The organism is Sphingopyxis sp. USTB-05 (assembly GCF_023822045.1).
Taxonomy (GTDB): domain Bacteria; phylum Pseudomonadota; class Alphaproteobacteria; order Sphingomonadales; family Sphingomonadaceae; genus Sphingopyxis.
Genome location: NZ_CP084712.1, coordinates 1,206,204 through 1,228,193 on the forward strand (window position 1 = coordinate 1,206,204; position 21,990 = coordinate 1,228,193).

Below are 21,990 nucleotides of genomic sequence, written 5' to 3' on the forward strand. Positions count from 1 at the left end.
TGCGGGAGGCGGCGCATCGCCGCCTCCCGCCTCGCATCACGCACCCGCCGCAAGGACCTTGCGCAAATAGCCGATCGCCTGCCCGATCGCGCCGCGCGCGGCCGGGGTTTCGGTGATCGGGTTGAGCATCATGAAATCATGGATCGTCCCGTTATAGCGCACCGCGACGACCGGCACGCCGGCTTCGGCGAGCTTGCGGGCATAGGTTTCTCCTTCGTCGCGCAGCACGTCATTCTCATCGACGATGATCAAGGTCTGCGGCAGGCCGGCAAGCTGCTCGGCCGACGCGTTGACAGGCGATGCGAGGATCTCATTGCGACGCGCAGCGTCGGGCAAATATTGGTCCCAGTACCAGGCCATGGCCTTTGCGGTGAGCCACGGACCGTCGGCGAACTGTTTATAGGATTCGCTCGACATCGATGCGTCGGTGACCGGGTAAAAGAGGAGCTGCGCACGAAAATCGGGGCCGCCGCGTTCCTTTGCCATCAGCGTCACCGCCGCAGCCATATTACCGCCGACACTGTCGCCCACGATCACGATGCGCTTCGGATCGGCGCCGAACGCGCCGGCATTGTCGGCGACATGGCGCGCGACGGCATAGGCCTGTTCGATAGCGCCAGGATATTGGCTTTCGGGCGAGCGGTCATAGTCGACGAAGACGAGCACGGCGTTGGCGCCCACCGCGAGTTCGCGAACCAGCCGGTCGTGCGTCTGCTTGTCGCCGAGCACCCAGCCGCCGCCATGGATATAGATGATCGCGGGAAGCGTACCGGTCGCGCCGGCGGGGCGCACGACACGAATGTTCGTCTTGCCCGACGGGCCGACGGGAAGCGTGCTGTCCTCGCTGTCGACTGCCAGAAGCGGAACGGTGACCGACTGCTGGACGGCGGACAGGACGCCGCGGGCGTCGGTTGGCGTCAGCGTATAGATCGGCGGGCCGTCGGGCAGACCGCCGACAAATGCGCCGGTTGCGGGTTCGAGCGGGGAGGGTGCGATATTCTTCGTCATGTCGATCCTTTCGGTTCCGGACGGGAATGCCCCCCGCCTCGCTCAAAGCATGTGCCAGCGCGGCCACCGGACGAGCTATCGTGCCGAAGCAGGTTCGCGGCTGTCGAACCCGCGTGGCCGCCCTATCCTTTGGTGTGGGGAGTGATATGATCGCAGGACGGGAACAGATACTTTGATGTGATATGCGCCGCGGGCCCGCGGGTGCATCTCTTGCCTATTCAACAGCCAAGAGGATGATGACATGTATCGTTCAATTCGTTCGGCGGCGCTTGCCGCACTGCTTTTCTCCGGCACCGTCGGCGCGCAGGCCGAGGATATGGCCGCCAAGCCGACCGTCGTGCTGGTCCATGGCGCCTTCGCCGATTCCTCGGGCTGGAACGACGTGATCGCCCGGCTCGAGAAGGACGGCTATCCGGTAATCGCAGCCGCGAACCCGTTGCGCAGCGTTGCGGGCGATGCCGCCAGCGTCGCGGCGGTCGTCCGGTCGATCCCGGGCCGTGTCATCCTTGTCGGCCACAGCTATGGCGGTGTCGTCATCACCGAAGCGGCGAAGGACAATCCCAATGTGAAGGCATTGGTCTTCGTCGCCGGATTCCTGCCCGACACGGGGGAATCGGCGCTGACGCTTTCGGCCAAATTCCCCGGCAGCACGCTGGGTGACGCGCTGTCGCCGGTCAGTCTGCCGGGCGGCGGCACCGACCTTTATATCCAGCCCGCCAAATTCCATGCGCAATTCGCGGCCGACGTGCCCGAAGCGCAGGCGACGCTGATGGCCGCGACGCAGCGTCCGGTGACGCAGGGGGCGCTGACCGATGCCTCGCAGGCGGCGACGTGGAAGACCCTGCCGAGCTATGTCATCTATGGCGGCGAGGACCGCAACATTCCGGCGGCGACGATGAAATTCATGGCCGAGCGCGCACATGCCCGCAAGACCGTCGCGGTCGCAAGCGGCTCGCACGCACTGATGGTCTCGCATCCGGTCGAAGTCGCCGAACTGATCGAGAATGCCGCCGCCGACCGCTGAGGCGGCGGAACGAACGGGCGCGCCAAGCGTCAATTAAGCGCTCGCCCGCGGCCAAAGCGGGCGAGCGCTCCTGGCCTTTTATGTGGCCTGAGAGCGTTGCAATCAGGCCGGAGGATCGGATGCAGGCGCTGGAAGGACTCGATGCCAAGCCAACGCACCAACGCCTCTGGGATCGGCACGCCAGCCCGATCTCGATCCTCCTTCTCGGCGGCCTCTTGTTGGCCGCAGCCCTCGGTTTCACCGGCGGACAACCGAGCCCGCCCCGCACGGCCGATCTAGGCGACGCGCGCCTGACGGTAAAAACGCCGACCGTCATTCGCAACGGCGAGTTTTTCGAGACCGATATTACCCTGACCGCAAAAGCTCCGCTCGATGATGCGGTGGTCGCCGTATCGCCCGCGCTCTGGCAAGACATGACCGTCAACACGATGATCCCGGCGCCCGCCGAAGAGTGGTTCGAGGACGGCCGTTTTCATTTTTCCTACGGCCCGCTGCGCGCGGGCGACAGCGTGCACATCAAGGTCGACGGCCAGATCAACCCGCCGCTGTTCGCGGGCACCAGCGGCGAAATCGCAGTCTTCGACGGCAAGCGGCGCATTGGTGAAATGCCGCTTCGCATCAAGGTGCTGCCCTGATGGATATCGTGCTTCGCGCCACTGTGATGTTCTTCATCCTGTTCCTGCTGATCCGGCTGCTCGGCAAGCGCGAGCTAGGCCAGATGACGCCCTTCGAATTCGTCGTGCTCGTCGTGCTCGGCGACCTCATCCAGCAGGGGGTGACGCACAATGATTTCAGCCTGACCGGGGCGACGCTCGCCATCTGTACCTTCGCTTTCTGGGCGCTGGTACTAAGCTGGACGGCATATCTGTTCCCGCGTGCCAAGAACCTGCTCGAAGGCGCGCCGCGGGTGATCGTGCGCGATGGCGAGATATTGATCGAAAATCTGCGGCGCGACCGGCTGACGCGCGACGAGATACTCTCCGAAATGCGGCTGGCCGGGATCGGGCAGATGTCGGAGGTCGCATGGGCGATCCTGGAACCGCAGGGCAAGATGAGTTTCATCAAAAAGGACGATCATGCCTCGCCGCAACAGGACCGCGACGATCCCGCGAACTAGGGGGGCTGACCCTAGTAGATCGGCGTGATTTGCATCTGGGGCAACGGCCGCGGCGTACCGTCGCTGAGGTCGGGGCCAAGGTCGGCCCATTCCTCGCCGCGTGCCACCAGGTCGGCGAACAGCGCTTGCGCGGCGCTTTGCGCTTCGGTCGACCGGAATTTGTATGAAACTGCCGGCGGCACTCCTGTGCGCACTGTCGCAAAGGCTGCCTCATAAGCGGGAATCGGCGGCACGACTTTCGCGCTGGCCGCAATCCGGATGGTGTAGCGCTGAAGGCCCGATGCGACGTTCCGCCAGCGTACCCAATAATGATTGTCGAACGAGAATTGATACAGGCGCTCGCCAGCGACCGTGCCTTTCAGCGAAATGCTGTCCAATATGTCCTGCGACATGTCGAGGTTCATCCCGCCCTCGACCTTGTCGAGCGCGACGTGGACGATCCGGTCGCGTTGCCCCGGCGCGCGCGATTGCAACAGATCGCGCCAATTCTGCATCGTGCTGATGATACCGAATATGAAAGCGGAAACCTCCGCCAGCGCAAGGGGCCGGGCGATCGAGTTGTAGCTGCGTTGCCATCCGCGATTATTATGCAGCGGCAACCACACCGCGGCTTCGGCCCGGTCCTGCGCACATTGGGGTTCAGGGTTGTCGACCGGCGGGCTGTCGTCGCTTTGGGGATAGACGAGGTTGATCGCAAAGGTCGGCCAGCGCGGCAGCGGCGCGTCGAACAAATGGAGCGGGAAATTGCTTGAAACCCCGCCGTCCGAGAACCAGCAGATACGAAAACCCTCGATCAGCGAAAGCGGAGCCTCGCCGCCGGTGGCCAAGCTGTCGGTGCTCTGGCTGAGCGTCGTTTCCTTGCGATCTTCGCTTTCCCCCGACGTCTCGCCTTCGGTCTCGCCGCGAAGCGTGCGCCTCGCCGCCGGCTCGTGCAGCGGCACAGCGCTGATCAGCAATGGAAAGCTGAGGCTCATCCGCATCGCCACGAGCACCGGCATCCGGCCCTTGCCGGGAAGGCGATAATAATCCTTTCCGTCGACGCGGTCGGGCGCACCCGCCATCGCCACCATCGCGTCGACGACGGTTTGCGGGAACAGCAGATCGAATTCCTCGCGCAGGAACCAGAAGGACGCATCGGTGAAGGGCAGCGTTCGCGGTTCACGATGCGAAACGCCGGTGGTGATCATCTGAAGCGAGATTGCTGTTTCGGTCCGCGGTTCGCCGGGATAACGGGGCGCGTCCCACAGGTCGTCGAACAGCAGCGGTTCGGCGATATCCTTGCCCGACAAGGATTGCAGAACCCCGTGAAGCCAATCGGTCAGCGCCGGTTCTGCCGCATCCTTACCGCTGCTCAAACCCGAGCAGAGGCCCAGCAGATTGCGCCGCGTGACGCGCGCGACACGTAAAGCCGCGGCGATTGCTGCGCCAAGATAGGCGCAAACCGCCGAGGGCAGCAGTACGGCTGCCGCCCCGGATGGCCCCGCAATCGCATAACCAAGCGCAAGGAACAGGCCGAAAAGGAGCAACGCTTCAAGCGGGGCGATGGCGACGACTGCGATCGCTGCCGTGCAGGCCTTGCGGAGCGCGCTCGCGTTTCCGGTGAGCGTGACGATCAGGCGATAGGCGCTTCGCCCGCCGCGCGCGGGCTGAAACAGGCCGAAGATGAAGCCCCGCGACGAAAGCTGTGCCGCGACGCGTTCGAGACCGGCGAAGCCAAGCGTCGAGGGGCAGGGGGCGGCCGACCCCGATGCGACATGTTTGCGGTCGCCCAACGCGGCGGCGGCGGTGGCTGCCGCCGCGATCGCGCCCGCCGAGGTTCCACCGATATTCTTGAACCGGAAGTCGCGCGCGAGCGCCAGAACGGCGTTGGGATAGACGATGCCGCTCGTGATGCCGCCCTTCATCACCAGGTCGCAATAGCGGGTGGCTGTTTGGCTCATGTCGTCGCTCTCCGGATGGACGGGGCTTCTTCTTTTCTTATCGCGACACGCCGATCAAGTCGCTGTCCTTCTTGATGAATGGAGCCCATCCAACGCACCATATAACGCAATTGCTTATGCTGTGTTGGGGCTGTAATACGGGCGCTGCGCATGAAATGGTTCCGTAAACCCGAAGGCCCCGACCCCACCCTAGCCGCGACGCCGGGTGGCCCGTTCGCCGACATGGCAGCGCCGCCGCCGCCCATCGTTCCCGAGACGCGCGGGCGCAAATGGATGCGCCGCATCTCGCGCGGCTTCGCGATCTTTTGCGTGATCTTCATACTGCTCGTCGGCTGGCTCGCGCTGACCGCGCCGCTGTCGAAATCGCTCGAACCGATCGCTCCGCCGCAGATCACCTTGCTCGCGTCCGACGGCACCCCGATCGCGCGCATCGGCGCGATCGTCGACACGCCGGTGAAGAGTGCGGATCTGCCCAAGCATGTGACCGGCGCCTTCCTGGCGATCGAGGATCGCCGCTTTTACAACCACTGGGGCGTCGATCCGCGCAGCATAGCACGCGCCGTCTGGAGCAATGTCACCGGCGGGCGGACGCAGGGGGGCAGCACGATCACTCAGCAGCTCGCGAAATTCACTTTCCTGACGCCGAAGCGCACGCTCGGGCGCAAGGCGCGCGAGGCGCTGATCGCCTTTTGGCTCGAAGCATGGCTGACCAAGGACGAGATTCTCGAACGTTATCTGTCCAACGCCTATTTCGGCGACAACACCTATGGCCTTCGCGCCGCCTCGCTCCATTATTTCTATCGCCAGCCCGAAAAGCTGACCCCCGCGCAGGCGGCGATGCTCGCGGGGCTGGTGCAGGCGCCGTCTCGGCTCGCCCCCACCAAAAACCCCGATCTGGCCGAAAAGCGTATGAAGCTGGTGCTGGATGCGATGGTCACGACGGGCTATCTCACCGAACAGGAGCGAAAGGCGCTCCGCACCCCGCGCATCGACGTGCGCACGCGCAACACCTTGCCGACCGGCACCTATTTCGCCGACTGGGCGCTGCCCGAGGCGCGCAAGTTGAGCGATGTCGGTTATTCGCGCCAGACGATCGCGACCACCCTGGATGCGCGGTTGCAGGGGATCGCGCGCCGTGTGACGAGCCGCGCGGGGCTGGGCAAGGCGCAGGTCGCGCTTGTCGCGATGCGCCCGAATGGCGAGGTTGTCGCGATGATCGGCGGCAAGGATTATGCCGCATCGCCCTTTAACCGCGCGACGCAGGCGCGGCGCCAGCCGGGGTCGACCTTCAAGCTCTTCGTCTATCTCGCCGCGCTTCGCGCCGGTTGGGATCCGGGCGATATGATCGACAACAGTCCGATCGAGACCGGTTCCTATCGTCCCAAGAATTCAGGCGGCGCCTATTCGAAGCAGATCAGCCTCGAAGACGCCTTTGCGTCGTCGAGCAATGTCGCGGCGGTCCGACTGCTCCGCGAAATCGGCGACGACAAGGTGATCGACATGGCGCGCGACCTTGGTGTCACCGCACCGATGGCGAAGGGCGATCCCAGCCTTGCGCTCGGCACGTCGAGCATGACGCTGCTCGAACTCACCGCCGCCTATGCCGCGGTTGCGGCGAACAGCTATCCGGTCGAACCGCACGCGTTCGAGGCCGACGAAAAGGGTTGGTTCGAGAATCTGATCTCGGGCCCGTCGCGCTTCGGGTCGAGCGAGCACGAGGATATCGAGCAAATGCTGCGCGCCGCGGTCAATCGCGGGACCGGCCGCGCCGCGCGGCTGCCACAGGCCAATTTCGGCAAGACAGGCACCAGTCAGGACAATCGCGATGCGCTGTTCGTTGGCTACGCGAACGGCCTTGTCGTCGGGGTGTGGATCGGCAACGATGACAATACGCCGCTGCAGGGCATTTCGGGCGGCGGTTTGCCGGCGCGCATCTGGCGTGACTTCATGACCGGGGCGTCAGGCAAGAAAGCGGCGTCGCAGCCCAAGAAGATTGTCGATCCGACCGGCCCGGTCGAGCCGCTCGATGTCCCCGACGTCGGCGCGATCCCGATCGGAGAGGGCACGCGGATCGGGATCGAGCGCGGCGATGCGGTGATCTCGACCGAAATCAATGGCAGCCCGATCGACCTGCGCCTGCCGATCCAGGATCGCACGCCAGAGCCCGCCGTGCCCGCGCCGCAGCCGCAGCCACCGCCGGGAACCTGACAGGTCGCGTCAGCCGGGTAAGAGGTCGAAGGCGGCTTCGGCCATTGTCTGCCCGTTGACGATCAGCTCGATGCGGTGTCGGCCGGGATGATGGCGCCGGGTGCTGAAATCGCGGATGGTCTGCGAGATCGCCAGCGCGATCACTTCCCCGGCGGCGAGGTCGAATGTCTTGAACTTGAAGACCTTGGGTGCGGTCTTTCCGCCGGCGCGGGCGTAGTGGATGCGATAGTCGACGACCAGCGGCTGGCGTTCGCGCGAGTCCGATGCGAGCTCGACCGCGATCGAGATCCGGTCGCCAAGGCGCACGGTTTCAGGCGCGATCGCAAAGCTCCGCACATTTACCGCGGCACCATGGCCGACGCCGATCAGCGCGAGCGCGCGTGGCTCGCCCTGCTTGATCAGCGTGCGCAGCGCATGGCGGACGATCCAGATCGTGCGCGGATCATCCTGTGGCCAGTCCGCGAGGCGATCCAGCAGCCAGTCGGGCCGATCCTTCGCGATGTCGTTCAAATGGTTCGCGACGGATTTCCGGACATAGAGGCTGGAGTCGGCTTTCAGCGTCTCCAGGATCGACGCCGCGAGTGTCGGGTCCGCCTTCAGCGCGGGAACGCGCGCCGCCCAGGGCAGGCGCGGCCGGGCGCCCTCGCTCGCGAGGCGGCGCACATGTTCGTCCGCGCTGCCCGTCCAGCGCATCATCGTCGCGAGTGCGCGGGGCGTATCCGCCGCTAGGAAAGGGCGGATCGCAAATTCGGCCGAACCGAACCGCGTCAGGTCGGCAAGGGCGTCCATCGACCGATCGAAATCGTCGAGCCCATAGCGTGCGACATATTCGGTGACCGCCATCGCCTGAAACCCGTGGGTCAGGCGCGGCCCCATCGCGCGGACGATATGGAGCGCGTCGGGATAGTTTTGCGGCAAGGCGGTATGGAGCGCGCTCGCAATATGACGCACGCGTTCCATGATCGACAGGGCGTCGAGCCCATCCGCAGCCGCGCGCATAAAGGCCGCGCGATCAAAGCGCGGCGACGCGGCCTCCCCCGCGTCGGCGATCGTTTCCAGCGCCGGAGGCCCCAGAATATCCTTGAGCAGGGCAGGGGACGCGGCTTCGCCCGTCATCGCGGTTTCGCCGGGCGCCTTAGCGACGCTCGACCAATCCGCCGCCGAGCGCGACATAGAGAGTGACCAGATTGTCGACCTGTGCACGACGAAGCTCGATGAGCGTCTGTTCCGAAGCGAACAGGTTGCGTTCGGCGTCGAGCACTTCGAGATAGGTCGACACACCCTCGCGGTATCGCTTGCGCGCGAGATCGGCGATGCGACGCTGTGCCAGCGTGCCGCGTTCCTGTGCCTCGACCTGATCCGCGAGGTAACGGCGTCCGGCGAGTGCGTCGGCGACTTCGCGGAAGGCCCCCTGTACCGTGCGCTCATAGGTCGCGACGGCGATATTCTCGCGCGCCTCGGCGACGGTCAGATTGCCCTTGTTCCGCCCGAAATCAAAGATCGGCAAGCTGATCGACGGGCCGAAGCTCCAGCCGAACCCATCGTTGCTGAACAGATTGTCGAGCGAGCCCGAGGCGAAGCCAAGGTTGCCGGTCAGCGAGATCGAGGGGAAGAAGGCAGCACGCGCGGCGCCGATATTGGCGCGCGCGGCGCGAAGCCGTTCTTCGGCCGCGAGCACGTCGGGACGCGCGACGAGCAGGTCCGACGGCAGGCCGGCGGTCAGCGTCGGCGATTGTCCCTGCTGGACGAGCGGCAGCGGCGCAGGCAGCGGGCCGGCAACGGGGCCGCCGGTCAGCACGGCGAGGAAATTGTCGGCTTGCGCCTTCGCAAGCTTCAGGCTCGCCAGCTGCGTCTCGGCCTGCGTCAGCAGCGTTTCGGACTGGCGATAGTCAAGCGCCGAGGTCACCCCCGCGTCGAGGCGCCGCTTCGCGATGCGCAACCCCTCCTTGCGGCTCGTCACCGTCGCTTCAGCGAGCGCGATCTGTTCGTCGGCACCGCGCGATGCGAAATAGGTGGAGGCGACGTCGCGAACGAGCGCGAGGCGGAAGGCGCGTTCGGCCTGTTCGGTCGCGAGATATTGGCTGCGCGCCGCCTCGGACAGATTCTTGACGCGGCCCCAGAAATCGAGCTCGAACGAGGTCACGCCGACGCCGACCGAATAGCGGTTGGTCGTGTCGGTTCCCGGCCCCGTCAGTGACGGGCCGCGCGTTCGTGTCGCATCCGCGCTCGCACCCACGGTCGGCAGGCGATCGGCATCCTGAATGCGATAGAGGCCGCGCGCCTCCTCGATCTGCGCGATCGCGACGGCGAGGTCGCGGTTGCGCTCGATCGCCTGCGCGATCAGCACTTCGAGCTGCGGGTCGGCGAAGAAGTCGCGCCAGGCGACATCGGTTGCCCGCTGCCCGAGCGTGACGTCGCCCGCGAATTCGGCCGGATAGTCGGCGGCGGTCGAGAGCGGCGGACGCTCGTGCTTTGGCGCCATGTTGACGCATCCGGCGAGCGTCATCGCCGCGAGCAGCGCGATCAGGTTACGCATGGCCGGGTTCCTCATGATGGCCTTTCTCGGCAGGGGCAGGGGGCCGCTTGCGGCTGAGCCATTTGCGCACCGACAGGTAAAAGAGCGGAATGAAGAAGATGCCGAGCAACGTGGCCGCGATCATTCCGCCCATCACGCCAGAGCCGACCGCGATGCGGCTGGCGGCGCCGGCCCCGCTTGCAATCACCAACGGCACCATGCCGAGGATGAAGGCCAGGCTGGTCATGATGATCGGACGCAGGCGCAGCTTTACCGCTTCCATCACCGCGTCGAACGTCGACTTGCCTTCGGCTTCCTGTTCGATCGCGAACTCGACGATCAGGATCGCATTCTTCGCCGCAAGACCGATGATCGTGATCAGGCCGACGTTGAAGTAAATGTCCGCCGACAGGCCGCGGAACATCGAGAAGAGCACCGCGCCCAGCACGCCCAAGGGCACGACCAGAAGCACCGCGACAGGCACCGACCAGCTTTCATAGAGCGCCGCGAGCAGCAGGAAGACGACGACGAGCGACAGGCCGAGCAGCATGCCGATCTGGCCGGCCGACTGCTTTTCCTCGTAGGAGATGCCGGTCCATTCATATGCGAAACCGGCTGGAAGCTGCTGCGCGAGCCGCTCCATCTCGGCCATCGCCTCACCGGTCGACTGGCCTGGCGCGGGTTCACCCGAAATCGTCATCGCGGGATAGCCGTTGTAGCGCTGGAGCTGCGGGGCTTCGGCCGACCATTCGGCCTTGCTGAACGATCCGAAGGGAACCATGTCGCCATTCGCGCTGCGCACGCGCAGTTCCAGCACGTCCTGCGGCGTCATCCGGCTCGCGGCATCGGCCTGAAGCAGCACGCGCAGCACGCGGCCCTCGCGGGTGAAGTCGTTGGCATAGGCACTGCCGAAGCTGATCGCGAGCGTCGCATTGACGTCGCCGATCGACAGGCCGAGCGCACGCGCCTGAATCCGGTCGATATCGACCTTCAGCACCGGCGCATCCTCCTGCCCCTCGGGGCGGACGTTGGCGAGCAGCTTGCTCTGCATCGCGCCGCCCAGCATCTGGTTGCGCGCGGCGATCAGCGCATCGCGCCCGTTGCCGCCGCGGTCCTGCAGCTTGAAGGTGAAACCGCTCGACGTACCGAGTTCGGGGATCGACGGCGGGCTAAGCGAGAAGGCAAAGGCTTCCTTGATGTTCGCATAGGCGCCCATCGCCTTGCCCGCGATCGCGTCGGCGCTGTCGCCGTCGCCCTTGCGCTCGTCCCACGGCTTCAGCGGCGTGAACATGATGGCATTCGCCTGTCCCTGGCCGAAGAAGCTGAATCCGTTGACCGACACGACATTCGCGACCTGCGGCTGTTCGGCGAAAAAGGCCTTTACCTGTTTCGTCGCCTCGTTGGTGCGCTGCGTCGTCGCGCCCGGGGGCGCCTGGATCACGGTTACGAGATAACCCTGGTCTTCCTGCGGCAGGAACGAACCCGGCAGGCGGGTGAACAGGAGCGCGGTGATCGCGACCATCGCCACGAACACGCCGAGCCAGCGGAGCGGGGCGCCGAGCATCTTGCCGACGCCGCCCTGATAGCGGTCGGTCGTGCGGCCGAACCATTCGTTGAACCGCCCAAAGAAGCGGTCGAAGAAGGCACCGATGCGTCCCTTGCGCTCGCTATGGTCATGCGGCTTCAGCAGCGTCGCACAGAGCGCGGGCGTCAGCGTAAGTGCAAGCAACGCCGAGAAGGCGATCGAGATCGCGAGCGTCATCGAGAATTGGCGATAGATGCCGCCGGTCGAACCGGGGAAAAACGCCATCGGGATGAATACCGCGATCAGCACCAGCGTGATGCCGATGATCGCCGAGGTGATCTGCCCCATCGCCTTCACCGTCGCTTCATAGGGCGACAGATGCTCTTCATTCATGATGCGCTCGACATTCTCGATCACGACGATCGCGTCGTCGACGAGGATGCCGATCGCGAGAACCATGCCGAACAGGGTCAGCACGTTGATCGAGAAGCCCGCCATCCAGAGGCCGAGACACGCGCCGGCAAGAGCGATCGGCACGACGACGGTCGGGATCACGGTCGCCCGCCAGTTCTGGAGAAACAGGAACATGACCAGGAAGACGAGCAGCATCGCTTCGCCCAGCGTCTTGACCACCTCTTCGATCGACAGGCTGATGAAGGGCGTCGTGTCGTAGGGGATCGACCATGTGATGTCGGGCGGGAAGCCCTTTGACAGCTCGTCCATCCGCGCGCGAATGCCGTCGGCGGTCGACAGCGCATTGGCGCCCGGGGTCAACTGGACCGCGAGGCCCGCCATCGGTTTGCCGTTGAGTTCGGACGAGAAGAGATAGCTCGCGGCGCCCAGTTCGACACGTCCGACATCGCCCAGCGTGACCGCCGACCCGTCGGGGTTGGCGCGCAGGATGATGCTCTCGAACTGCTCGGGCTTGGTAAAGCGGCCCTGCGTCGTGATGACGGCGTTGAGCTGCGCGCCCTTGGCGAGCGGCTGGTCGCCGAGCTGCCCGCCCGGCGTCTGGCTATTCTGTTCCTGCACCGCGCCGAGCGCTTCGGCCGGCGACAGATTGTGCGAGGCCAGCTTTTGCGGGTCGAGCCAGATGCGCATCGCATATTCGGGCGCGAACGCCTGAACATTGCCGACGCCGTTCACACGCCGCAATTCGTCGAGCACGCGTGTGTTGGCGAAGTTGTTGACCTCCATCGGGTCGGTGTTGCCGCTTTTCGACGTGATCGCGACGATCAGCAGGAAGCCTGAATTCGCCTCGGTGACCGAAATGCCCTGACGGCGCACATCTTCGGGCAGGCGCTGCTCGACACGGCGCAGGCGGTTCTGGACCTCCATCTGCGCATTGTCGATGTCGGTTCCTGCCTCGAAGGTCAGGGTGATCGATGCCGTGCCGTTCGATTCGCTGGTCGAGGCCATATAGAGGAAGCCCTCGACCCCGTTCAGTTCCTGCTCGATGACCTGCGTGACATTCTGTTCGAGCGTGCTCGCGTCGGCCCCCGGATAGGTGACGCCGATCGTCAGCGACGGCGGCGCGACCGACGGATATTGCTCAACCGGCAGGCTGCGCAGCGCGATGATGCCCGACAAGAGGATGCCGATGGCGATGACCCAGGAGAAGATGGGCCGGTCGATGAAGAAGCGGGGGGTCATGTCAGATCAGCGCTTTGCCGCGGGGGTCGAGGCGGTTCCCTTTGGCTGTGCGACGCGCACCGGCTGGCCCGGCTGCACCTTTTGCAGCCCGTCGACGATCACCCGGTCGCCGGGTTTCAGCCCATCGAGGATTGCCCACTGGCCTGCGACCATCGTGCCCAGTTTCACCGGGCGCGGCGTCGCGATATTCTTGGCGTCGAGCACCATCACGCTCGCAGCATCGGCGGCCAGCTTGACCGCGCGCTGAGGGATCAGCACGCCGTCCGAACGGTTGCCGGCGAAGATGCGGGCACGAACGAACTGGCCGGGGAGCAGCGCCGAGTTCGGGTTCGGGAACTCCGCTCGCAGCGCTGCGGTGCCCGTCGCCTCGTCGATCGAGAGGTCGAGGAAGTCGAGGTGGCCGACAACCGGAAAGGCGGTGCCATCCTCAAGGATCAACTGCACTTCGACACGGTCGAACTGGGGTGCGGTCACCTTGCCCGATCCCATGTCGCGGCGGTTGGAAAGCAGGTCCGAACTCGACTGTCCGAAATTGACATAGACGCGGTCGATCTGTTCGATCGTCGTCAGCAGCGTGCCTTGACCCGCGCTGACGAGCGCGCCTTCGGTAACCTCGGCACGGCGCGCGCGGCCCGAAATCGGCGCGGTAACCGACGCATAGCCAAGGTTCAGGCGCGCCGATTCCAGATTGGCCTGCGCCTGTTGTACATCGGCCTCGGCGGTGCGCTGAGCGGCGACCGCTGCGTCATATTCCTGCTTGCCGATCGCCTGGTCGGCCAGCAGCGGCTGATAGCGGCCGACGACCTGCCGCGCATTGGCGGCGGTCGCCTGCGCCCGGGCAAGCTGCGCGCGCGCCGCATTGGCGGTCGCGGTCAACTCGCGCGGGTCGATCCGGAACAGCGGGGTCCCGGCGCGGACATAGCTGCCTTCGTTGAATAGCCGCCGTTCGACGATGCCGTTGACGCGCGCGCGCACTTCCGACGTGCGATACGCCTGCACGCGGCCAGGCAATTCGATCACATTCGGTACTGCCTGCGTACGGATGGTCACGATATTGACCTCGGGCGGCGGCGGCGCGGGCGGCGCTTCCGACGAGCAGGAAGCCAGCAACAATGCCAGCGCAGCGCCGGCGGCGCTGCCAAGAGGACGAAAGCGACTCATAAGGACCCCTGAAAAATCGCAGTTGTGCGGGAGTTGGTTATACGCAAAAGCTTGCGCTCAGGCGCCGTGTAATTTAAATTACAGAAAAGAGCAAGTGAGAGGAACTGCAAATTGAGCACGCCGGAATCGGATTTATGTCAGATAGATAGGCCGTCGCCGCGCGAACGGCGGCAAAGCGCCATTCTGGACGCGGCGGAGTCGCTGTTCCTCGAACAGGGTTATGAACGCACCAGCCTTGCCGAAATCGTCAAGCTCTCGGGTGGGTCGCTCGCGACGCTTTACGAACTTTTCGGCAACAAGCAGGGGCTGCTCCATGCCATCGCGACGCGTTGGTGCGACGAAGCGATGCTTCGGTCGCTCGACGACGAGGCGACGCGGACCTTGTCGAGCGTCGAGACGCTGAAAGCCTATGCGCATCGCCAGAGCGAATTGATGGAATCGCCGCGCGCCGTCGCGCTGATGCGGATGCTGATCTCCGAAAGCTTGCGCGACCGCGCGTTTGCGCTTCAGATTTACCGCGACCTCCATGTGCCAGCGCTCGATGAATTGACCGCGTTGTTCGCCGAGTGGGCGGCGACGGGCAGGGCGGAATTCGATGATCCCGAAGCCGCCGCGCGGCTGTTCTTCGATATCGTCGTCGGCGATTCCATGCTGAACACTTTGATGGGGATCGAAGAGACCTGGCTCGATCACGACCAGATCGACTGGCGCCTCCAGCCCTTTATTTCTCACTTCAAGGTCCGATAAGCGCGGCCGCTCCGGAGTGCGCCTGTTGACATGATTGTCAATAACTGAAAGCGTGGGACTTCCTGTTTCGGGAGCATCGCGCTTTGGCCAGTACTGCCCTGCCTTCGGCCGCGGATGCCGACGAAAAGCCGGGGCTGCGCTCGCGTACCGTTGCCGCTTATGCCGCGACAGCCGGGCCGACCGTAATCCTCGGCCTGCCGTTCAGTGTCTATCTGCCGCCCTATATCGCCGAGGGCGGTGTCATTTCGGTGGCCCTCGTCGGGCTGCTCTTCTCGCTGACGACCATCTGGGACGGCGTCGTCGATCCGCTGATCGGAACGATGGTCGACCGCGTCCGCACCGGACTTGGCGCGCACCGGCGCTGGATGCTGATCGCGCTCATACCCCTGGCGCTGCTGCTCTTGGCGCTGGTGACCGTCGGCGACCGGCTTCCGTTCGCGGCGCTTTTCCTGATGATGATCTTCTTTTATTCGAGCTACAGCCTCTACGAAGTCGCGCAGCTTTCTTGGGGTTCGGCGCTTGTGCGATCTCCGGCGGACAGCGCGCTCCTTTATGGAATGCGCGACTGGTTCGCGAAGATCGCGCTGATCCTTGCCTTTGCCGCGCCCGCTGCGGCACAGCTTCTGATCCCAGGGATCAGCTTGCAGGGGCGGATCATGGCCTACGCCAGCCTGTTCCTGCTGATGGTGCCGATCGCGCTTTTTGCGATCCGCCGCGTTCCGGCGCGTGCGGTGGTGGCCGAGCCTGGCATCGGCTGGCGGCACGAGATTCGCGCGTCGCTGTCCTTCCCGCCGCTGATGCTGTTGTTCGGGGTGCAGTTCCTCAACAGCTTTGCCTTTGGGTCGCTGACCTCGCTGTTCGTCTTCTTCGCCGCTGCGGTGCTCGATCTCGATGGACAGAGTGCGGTGCTGCTCTTCGCAAGCTTCATTGGTGGGGCGCTGGCCTCGCCGATCTGGACGCTGCTTGCGCGCCGCTTCGGCAAGCCGCCGATGATGATGGCCATGGGGCTGCTGATTTCGGGCCTGCTCGTCACGACCCTTGCGCAGGAACCGCGCGGGCTGGCGCAGGCCGTCGGCTTTTCGCTGATGCTCGGGACGGGCTTTGTCGGGCTGCTCTTTACTTACTCGATGCTTGCCGACCTGATCCCGCAAGATGCCGGGCGCTGCGGTCGCAATCGGTCGGCTTTCCTCTTTGCGCTGCTCAATCTGATGCAGAAGTTCGGGGTCGCCGCCGCGATTGCGGTCAGCTATCTTCTGCTCGACGTCGTCGGCTTCGATCCCAAGAATGGAGCGGCGGCTGCGCGCGAACTGCACTTGATCTTCGCGCTGCAGCCGACGGCGAGCTGGATCGTCATGGTAGGCCTGCTTATTCTCATGCAGCGCGAACTCGCCCGTGCGCCAGAGCCCGCACTTGCAATCGCCGCACGGCCCAAGTAAAGGCCGCTTTCATTCGGACAGATGCGCCGTTTTCCTTCCGCCTTTCGCCGACACGCTCGGGGAGGGTGGGCGGACTATTGCCCGAAGCGCGCTTGACGCGCAGGGGGCGGCAACCCATCTGGCCCGGATCATTGACGTAAAGAGACAGGACGATCGACATGGCGAAGACCAGCCCGGCTGAGTTCATCAATCAGGTGCGTACCGAAGCCCGCAAGATCGTGTGGCCGACGAGCCGCGAAACGGTGCAGACGACGATCATGGTGCTCATCATGACGACGATCCTCTCGCTGTTCTTCTTTGGCGTCGACACGGTTTTCAACGCGATCGTCAGCTGGCTGACGTCGCTCGCGCGCTAACGCCCGCGGTTACAGGGACAGGATACGGACACACATGGCGCGCTGGTACATCATTCACGCCTATTCGGGTTTCGAGAACAAGGTTCGCGATTCGGTGCTTTCCGAAGCCGAGCGCATGGGCCTCACCGATTTCGTCGAAGCGGTCGAAGTGCCGGTCGAAACCGTCACCGAGGTGAAGCGCGGCAAGAAGGTCCAGGCCGAGCGCAAATTCTTCCCGGGCTATGTTCTCGCCAAGCTGACGATGACCGACGATGTCTATCACCTCGTGAAGAACACGCCGAAGGTCACCGGCTTCCTCGGCTCGATGGGCAAGCCGCAGGCGATCAGCGAAGCCGAAGCCGCGCGCATCCTGAACAGCAAGGAAGAGGCTGCGGCCCGTCCGAAGCAGGAAATCCGCGTCGACTACGAAATCGGCGATCAGGTCAAGGTGCTCGACGGTCCCTTCGCCAGCTTCAACGGGCTGGTCGAGGAACTCGATTTCGAAAAGGCGCGCGTCAAGGTGTCGGTGTCGATCTTCGGTCGCGCCACCCCGGTCGAGCTCGACTTCGAACAGGTCGAACGCTTCAAATAATATCGCGGGGCGCCTCCGATGGCGCCAGCGAAATCCACTGAATGGAACGCGTCATGAGCCTCACTCCCGAAGAGATGCAGGCTCGTGCCGCCCATGCGCGCGAAATCTACGCCAGCGTCGATCGCGAGCGGCTCGTCCGGCATATCGTCCATCTCTTCGATCTCGAAGCGGCGGACGAGCCCGACGAATTTACCTATCCCGCTTTCACCAAGCCGCGTCGCCAGCGCATTTTCGGCGGACAGGTGATCGCGCAGGCGATGGTCGCCGCAGCGCGCACCGTCGATCTCGGCAAGAGCGTCCATTCGCTTCACGCCTATTTCCTGCGTGGCGGCGACGAGGCAAAGCCGCTGCATTTCCGCGTCCATCGCGACTTCGACGGCCGCAGCTTTGCGAACCGGCGCGTCGTCGTGCGACAGGACGGCAAGGTGATCTTCAACCTCACCGCCTCGTTCCAGGCGCCTGAAAAGGGCCTGTCGCATCAGATCCCGATGACGGGCATCCTGCCGCCCGAGGAATGCTGGGACTTTGCCGACTTCATCGCGGTCGATCCCAAGATCAGCGACCGGCGCATCGAGCATATGGCGCGCATGCATCCGTTCGAGGTTCGTGCGGTCCGCCCGCCGCCGTCCGAAAAGGCGACGATGCAATATGAATGGTTCCGCATCTCCTCGCCCGTCGGCGACGACCCGCTGATCCACCGCGCGCTGCTTGCCTATGCATCGGACATGGGGCTGCTCTCGACGACGCTGCTGCCGCACGGGATGACCTGGGACACGCCCGGCCTGTTCTCGACCAGCCTCGACCATGCGATGTGGTTCCACGACGACATCCGCGTCGACGAATGGTTCGTATATGTCATGGACAGCGACTGGAGCGGCGGCGGACGCGGGATCAACCGCGGCCGCATCTATCGCCGCGACGGCACGCTGATCGCCTCGGCGGTGCAGGAAGGGCTGATCCGCTACGACCCGTCGGCGGAATAGCCGCGGTCCTATTTTGCGCCGCTGTGCTTCGATGACGGTGGCACAATCGGACCGCGATCGTGATTTGCGAGTGAAGTTAGGCAGTTTTCTGCGAATTTCTCGACTCGCCCCGCTGCTGCCCTTGCTTTTTTCTCCATGCGGAGGTAGGGGCGCCACTTCGCGTCAGATACGGGCGTGATTCCGCGCGGGAGGAAGGGGTGATGCCCTTCTGTTTGACCGCTAATTTTGAGGTCTGCCGGAAACGGCGGGCCGACAGAAAGATAGGAGGCCATCATGGCTAAGAAGATTAGCGGCTACATCAAGCTGCAGGTGCCCGCCGGCACCGCCAACCCCTCGCCGCCGCTCGGGCCGGCACTGGGTCAGCGCGGCGTGAACATCATGGAATTCTGCAAGGCGTTCAACGCCGCGACCGACGGCATGGAAAAGGGTACGCCTACCCCGACCATCATCACCGTGTTCGCCGACAAGAGCTTTTCGTTCGTCACGAAAACGCCGCCGGCAACCTATCTGATCAAGAAGGCCGCGAACCTCAAGTCGGGTTCGAAGGAGCCGGGCAAGATCAGCGGTGGTAAGATCGCACGTTCGAAGCTCGCCGAAATCGCCGAGATCAAGATGAAGGATCTCAACGCGAACGACATCGAACAGGCAACGAAGATCATCGAGGGCAGCGCCCGCTCGATGGGCCTCGAAGTGACGGAGGGCTGAACCGATGGCAAAGCTGACCAAGAAGCAGAAGGCCCTCGAGGGCAAGGTTGATGCGCTGAAGCTGCACACCGTCGACGAAGCGCTGAAGACCGTTCGCGAACTGGCCTCGGCCAAGTTCGACGAAACGCTCGAAATCGCGATGAACCTCGGCGTCGATCCGCGCCACGCCGACCAGATGGTCCGCGGCGTCGTGACGCTGCCCGCCGGTACCGGCAAGGACGTCAAGGTTGCCGTGTTCGCACGCGGCGACAACGCCGACAAGGCGCTGGCTGCTGGCGCCGACAAGGTCGGTGCCGAAGACCTGATGGAAGACATGCTCGCGGGTAACCTCGACTATGGCCGCGTCATCGCGACGCCGGACATGATGGGCATCGTCGGCCGCCTCGGTAAGACGCTGGGTCCGAAGGGCCTGATGCCGAACCCGAAGCTGGGCACCGTGACCCCGAACGTCGCCGAAGCCGTGAAGGCCGCCAAGGGCGGTCAGATCGAATTCCGCGTCGAAAAGGTCGGTATCATCCACGCTGGCCTCGGCAAGCTGTCGTTCGGCGAGGAAAAGCTTCGCCAGAACTTCGACGCTTTCGTCGATGCGATCGTCAAGGCCAAGCCGGCCGGCGCGAAGGGCAAATATGTCCGCAAGATCGCGCTGTCGTCGTCGATGGGTCCGGGTGTGAAGGTCGATACGGCCGACGTCACCGGCGCCTGATAGGCACGCACTGAATTAGGGAAGGGCCGGGGGAAACTCCGGCCCTTTTCTTATGAGCGGTTATGGGGTGAGGAGTTGCCCTTCGGCCCCCACTTCCGTCATCCCGGGCTTGACCCGGGATCCCGCTTTTTTGACGCGCTCACTGACTTCGACCTCAAGCGGGACCCCGGATCAAGTCCGGGGTGACGATGATGGGGAGGTCCGCTTCCGGCCGGAAGCTGTCATTCCAATTTGCGAAACTCGATCAAATATGCGCCGCCGACTGGCGTATCATTCGCGAAGACCCCGCAGCGCCGCTCCCGCGGCAAACGGCCCGATGACCGTCAGCAGCAGGCTCGTCGCCGCCAGCAGCTTCACCGCACCGCGCCCCGACGGGTCCAGCATGCCGGCGCCGAAAATCAGCATCGGCACCGCGAGGGGAAGGACCAGCAGGCCGCCGATCGCGCTGCCGCCCTTGTGGTTCGCGGTCAACGAGGCGCTCAGGACGGCAAGCGACGCGAGCGCCGGAATGGCGATTGCGATCCCCGTCGCAAGCAGTGCGACACGCGACGCGTCTTGCGCCAGCAGAGCCGAGGCAGGGAAGAGGGCGATCATGAGCGGCAAGCCGAAACCGATCGCGTGCGCGACGATTTTCACGGCTGCGATCACCTCGTCGGCAAAACCGCGCACCGCAAGCTGGTCGAGGACGCCCATATCCTTGTCAGGGCGGATCAGCCGGTCGATCGGCAGGAGCGCCGCGAGCAGCGCGGCGACCCACACCATCCCGCCACCGGCGCGGCGCAGCAACGGTGCGTCGGGACCCACGGCGAACGGGAAGGCGGTCGCGACGAGCAGGAAGAAGAGCACCGGCAACCACAGCGCCCCGCTGCCCCAAGCGCGCCTGAGGTCGCGCCAGAAAAGGGCAATGAGTGCGGTCATGCGAGCGCCCCCATATTGAGTTCGATGAGGTCCGGTACCCCGAGCGCGAAATGCGACGCGAGGAGAACGGCGCCGCCATTCGCGCGGTGTTTTGCTACCGCCGCGACAAGCCGGGCCTGCGCCGCGTCATCCATGCCGTTCGCGGGTTCGTCGAGCAGCCAGATCGGTGCGCCGCTGGCGATGACGCGCACCATCGCGGCGCGTTTGCGCTGACCGGTCGACAGCATTGCAACCGGTACCTCGGCGAGCGGCGCCAGCGCCATCTCGTCCATCGCGCGGTCGACGCTATGGCCATCGACGGTGTCGACGCGCGCCCAGAAATCGAGTGCGCGGCGGAGCGGCAGTTCGGCGTCGAGCGCCGCCGCCTCGTCGATCAGCGCGACGCGTTCGCGGCGCAGGACGGTCCCCGCCGCTGGGCGCAGCAGTCCGGCGGCAAGGCGGATCAGGCTCGACTTGCCCGCGCCATTGGGACCGCGCAGCCACAGCGCGTCGCCGCGCTTCAGCACCAGCGACAAATTCTCGAACAGCAACCGGTCGCCGCGAATGCACGCCACGCTGTCCAGCCGCAGCAATTCGGTCACGCCATATCTTCCAGCGCGTGCATGTCGTCGTCCGAAAAGCCGAAATGATGCCCGATCTCGTGGATCAGCACATGGCGCACCAGCGTGTCGAGCCGCTCGCCGGTCTCGATCCATTCGACGAGGATCGGGATGCGATAGAGCGTGACGCGATCGGGCATGCCGCCACTTTCGCCGATGCTGCGCTCGGTCAGCGGGCGGCCCTCGTACAGGCCGGTGAGGTCATAGGGATGCTCGATATCGAGCGAGGCCAGCATCTCGTCGTCGGCAAATTCCTCGATCGAAATCACCACATCCTCGATATGTGGCGCAAAGACCGCCGGCATCGTTGCCAGCGCTGCCTCGGCCATTGCGAACAGCGCATCGGCGTCGGGCGGGCCGCCGGTCCAGCCGGCGGGCAAATCGGGAAGGGCAGGCTTGTCGCTCATCGCGCCCTTCCTTATGGCGAGCGCGACACATTGACCAGCGGGAGATAAAACATGGTCCAGAAACTCGACGAAGACGCCCGCACCGCGCTGCTCGCCCGTTTTCCCGAATGGGCCCACGAACCGGTGCGCGACGCGATCACCCGCCAGTTCAAATTCGATGATTTCGCGCAGGCGTTCGGCTTTATGGCGAGCGTGGCGATCATCGCCGAAAAGATGGACCATCATCCCGAATGGTCGAACGTCTATAATCGCGTCGATATTTTGCTGACGACGCACGATGCCGACGGATTGTCGGAGCGCGACGCGAAACTCGCCGAGGCGATCGAGGCGCTGGTCTGAACGCTGGCAAGGACGGCCGTCGACCGATTGCGACCCTCTCCATATCGTCACCCCGGACTTGATCCGGGGTCCCGC

21 protein-coding genes are annotated in these 21,990 nt (G+C 64.7%); 12 read left to right on the top strand and 9 right to left on the bottom strand.

The genetic code is table 11. From position 1 onward, the window contains the following. Positions 1–36: 36 nt before the first annotated feature. The gene (locus tag KEC45_RS05255; protein ID WP_062182197.1) at positions 37–1,008 is read right to left on the bottom strand and encodes an alpha/beta hydrolase; all 972 of its coding nucleotides are present in this window, start codon (positions 1,006–1,008) and stop codon (positions 37–39) included. A gap of 241 nt (positions 1,009–1,249) precedes the next feature. Here KEC45_RS05255 and KEC45_RS05260 point away from each other — a divergent pair, with 241 nt between their 5' ends. The 3 genes from KEC45_RS05260 to KEC45_RS05270 all read left to right on the top strand — a co-directional run bounded on the left by KEC45_RS05260 (position 1,250) and on the right by KEC45_RS05270 (position 3,149). After that, positions 1,250–2,032, top strand: coding sequence for an alpha/beta fold hydrolase (locus tag KEC45_RS05260; RefSeq protein ID WP_062182194.1), 783 nt, complete (start codon positions 1,250–1,252; stop codon positions 2,030–2,032). A gap of 119 nt (positions 2,033–2,151) precedes the next feature. Next, positions 2,152–2,667, top strand: a complete 516-nt coding sequence (locus tag KEC45_RS05265) for a hypothetical protein (protein ID WP_062182192.1) — start codon at positions 2,152–2,154, stop codon at positions 2,665–2,667. Further along, entirely contained in the window at positions 2,667–3,149 is a 483-nt protein-coding gene (locus tag KEC45_RS05270; protein WP_062182188.1) for a DUF421 domain-containing protein, read from the top strand. Before KEC45_RS05265 ends, KEC45_RS05270 begins: the two co-directional genes overlap by 1 nt. 11 nt (positions 3,150–3,160) lie before the next feature. Here KEC45_RS05270 and KEC45_RS05275 read toward each other — a convergent pair whose 3' ends face one another. After that, positions 3,161–5,089: a patatin-like phospholipase family protein gene (locus KEC45_RS05275; protein WP_062182185.1), complete on the bottom strand. Its 1,929-nt coding sequence runs from the start codon at positions 5,087–5,089 to the stop codon at positions 3,161–3,163. A 150-nt stretch (positions 5,090–5,239) separates the two neighbouring features. On the opposite strand from KEC45_RS05275, the gene KEC45_RS05280 reads away from it, so the two are divergent. Further along, complete coding sequence (locus KEC45_RS05280) at positions 5,240–7,297, top strand: transglycosylase domain-containing protein (RefSeq protein ID WP_238586680.1); 2,058 nt, start codon at positions 5,240–5,242, stop codon at positions 7,295–7,297. Between the two features lie 9 nt (positions 7,298–7,306). On the opposite strand, the gene KEC45_RS05285 is transcribed toward KEC45_RS05280, so the two are convergent. Genes KEC45_RS05285 through KEC45_RS05300 form a run of 4 tightly spaced genes read right to left on the bottom strand, consistent with a single transcriptional unit; the run spans position 7,307 to position 14,151 of the window. Further along, positions 7,307–8,500 (bottom strand): DNA alkylation repair protein, encoded by a 1,194-nt coding sequence (locus KEC45_RS05285; RefSeq protein ID WP_252171599.1) that lies wholly within the window; start codon positions 8,498–8,500, stop codon positions 7,307–7,309. Next, positions 8,433–9,833, bottom strand: a complete 1,401-nt coding sequence (locus tag KEC45_RS05290; protein WP_252171600.1) for an efflux transporter outer membrane subunit — start codon at positions 9,831–9,833, stop codon at positions 8,433–8,435. The genes KEC45_RS05285 and KEC45_RS05290 overlap by 68 nt, the downstream gene beginning before the upstream one ends. Next, positions 9,826–12,990, bottom strand: coding sequence for an efflux RND transporter permease subunit (locus KEC45_RS05295; protein WP_062182182.1), 3,165 nt, complete (start codon positions 12,988–12,990; stop codon positions 9,826–9,828). The genes KEC45_RS05290 and KEC45_RS05295 overlap by 8 nt, the downstream gene beginning before the upstream one ends. A 6-nt stretch (positions 12,991–12,996) precedes the next feature. Continuing rightward, the gene (locus KEC45_RS05300; RefSeq protein WP_062182179.1) at positions 12,997–14,151 is read right to left on the bottom strand and encodes an efflux RND transporter periplasmic adaptor subunit; all 1,155 of its coding nucleotides are present in this window, start codon (positions 14,149–14,151) and stop codon (positions 12,997–12,999) included. A gap of 111 nt (positions 14,152–14,262) precedes the next feature. Here KEC45_RS05300 and KEC45_RS05305 point away from each other — a divergent pair, with 111 nt between their 5' ends. From KEC45_RS05305 to rplA, 7 genes are all read left to right on the top strand, one after another. Then, positions 14,263–14,898, top strand: a complete 636-nt coding sequence (locus tag KEC45_RS05305) for a TetR/AcrR family transcriptional regulator (protein ID WP_062182176.1) — start codon at positions 14,263–14,265, stop codon at positions 14,896–14,898. 83 nt (positions 14,899–14,981) lie between these two features. Further along, positions 14,982–16,334 carry an MFS transporter gene (locus tag KEC45_RS05310; RefSeq protein WP_252171601.1) on the top strand — a complete coding sequence of 451 codons (1,353 nt, stop codon included), beginning with the start codon at positions 14,982–14,984 and terminating at the stop codon, positions 16,332–16,334. Positions 16,335–16,492: 158 nt separating this feature from the next. Next, positions 16,493–16,690: a preprotein translocase subunit SecE gene (gene secE / locus KEC45_RS05315; RefSeq protein ID WP_062182171.1), complete on the top strand. Its 198-nt coding sequence runs from the start codon at positions 16,493–16,495 to the stop codon at positions 16,688–16,690. Between the two features lie 34 nt (positions 16,691–16,724). Then, entirely contained in the window at positions 16,725–17,261 is a 537-nt protein-coding gene (nusG, locus tag KEC45_RS05320) for a transcription termination/antitermination protein NusG (RefSeq protein ID WP_037516051.1), read from the top strand. A 53-nt stretch (positions 17,262–17,314) separates the two neighbouring features. Further along, positions 17,315–18,244, top strand: coding sequence for an acyl-CoA thioesterase II (locus tag KEC45_RS05325; RefSeq protein WP_238586678.1), 930 nt, complete (start codon positions 17,315–17,317; stop codon positions 18,242–18,244). 273 nt (positions 18,245–18,517) lie between these two features. Then, complete coding sequence (gene rplK / locus KEC45_RS05330) at positions 18,518–18,949, top strand: 50S ribosomal protein L11 (protein WP_037516054.1); 432 nt, start codon at positions 18,518–18,520, stop codon at positions 18,947–18,949. A 4-nt stretch (positions 18,950–18,953) separates the two neighbouring features. Next, positions 18,954–19,652 (top strand): 50S ribosomal protein L1, encoded by a 699-nt coding sequence (gene rplA, locus KEC45_RS05335; protein WP_056373862.1) that lies wholly within the window; start codon positions 18,954–18,956, stop codon positions 19,650–19,652. Between the two features lie 270 nt (positions 19,653–19,922). On the opposite strand, the gene KEC45_RS05340 is transcribed toward rplA, so the two are convergent. From KEC45_RS05340 to KEC45_RS05350, 3 genes are read right to left on the bottom strand one after another with little or no spacing between them, the layout of a single operon-like run. Beyond that, complete coding sequence (locus KEC45_RS05340) at positions 19,923–20,570, bottom strand: heme exporter protein CcmB (RefSeq protein ID WP_062182169.1); 648 nt, start codon at positions 20,568–20,570, stop codon at positions 19,923–19,925. Beyond that, positions 20,567–21,151 (bottom strand): heme ABC exporter ATP-binding protein CcmA, encoded by a 585-nt coding sequence (ccmA, locus tag KEC45_RS05345; RefSeq protein ID WP_252171602.1) that lies wholly within the window; start codon positions 21,149–21,151, stop codon positions 20,567–20,569. The genes KEC45_RS05340 and ccmA overlap by 4 nt, the downstream gene beginning before the upstream one ends. Continuing rightward, positions 21,148–21,576, bottom strand: coding sequence for a metallopeptidase family protein (locus KEC45_RS05350; RefSeq protein WP_252171603.1), 429 nt, complete (start codon positions 21,574–21,576; stop codon positions 21,148–21,150). Before KEC45_RS05350 ends, ccmA begins: the two co-directional genes overlap by 4 nt. A 51-nt stretch (positions 21,577–21,627) precedes the next feature. Here KEC45_RS05350 and KEC45_RS05355 point away from each other — a divergent pair, with 51 nt between their 5' ends. Further along, positions 21,628–21,915, top strand: a complete 288-nt coding sequence (locus KEC45_RS05355; RefSeq protein WP_062182160.1) for a 4a-hydroxytetrahydrobiopterin dehydratase — start codon at positions 21,628–21,630, stop codon at positions 21,913–21,915. Positions 21,916–21,990: the final 75 nt, after the last annotated feature.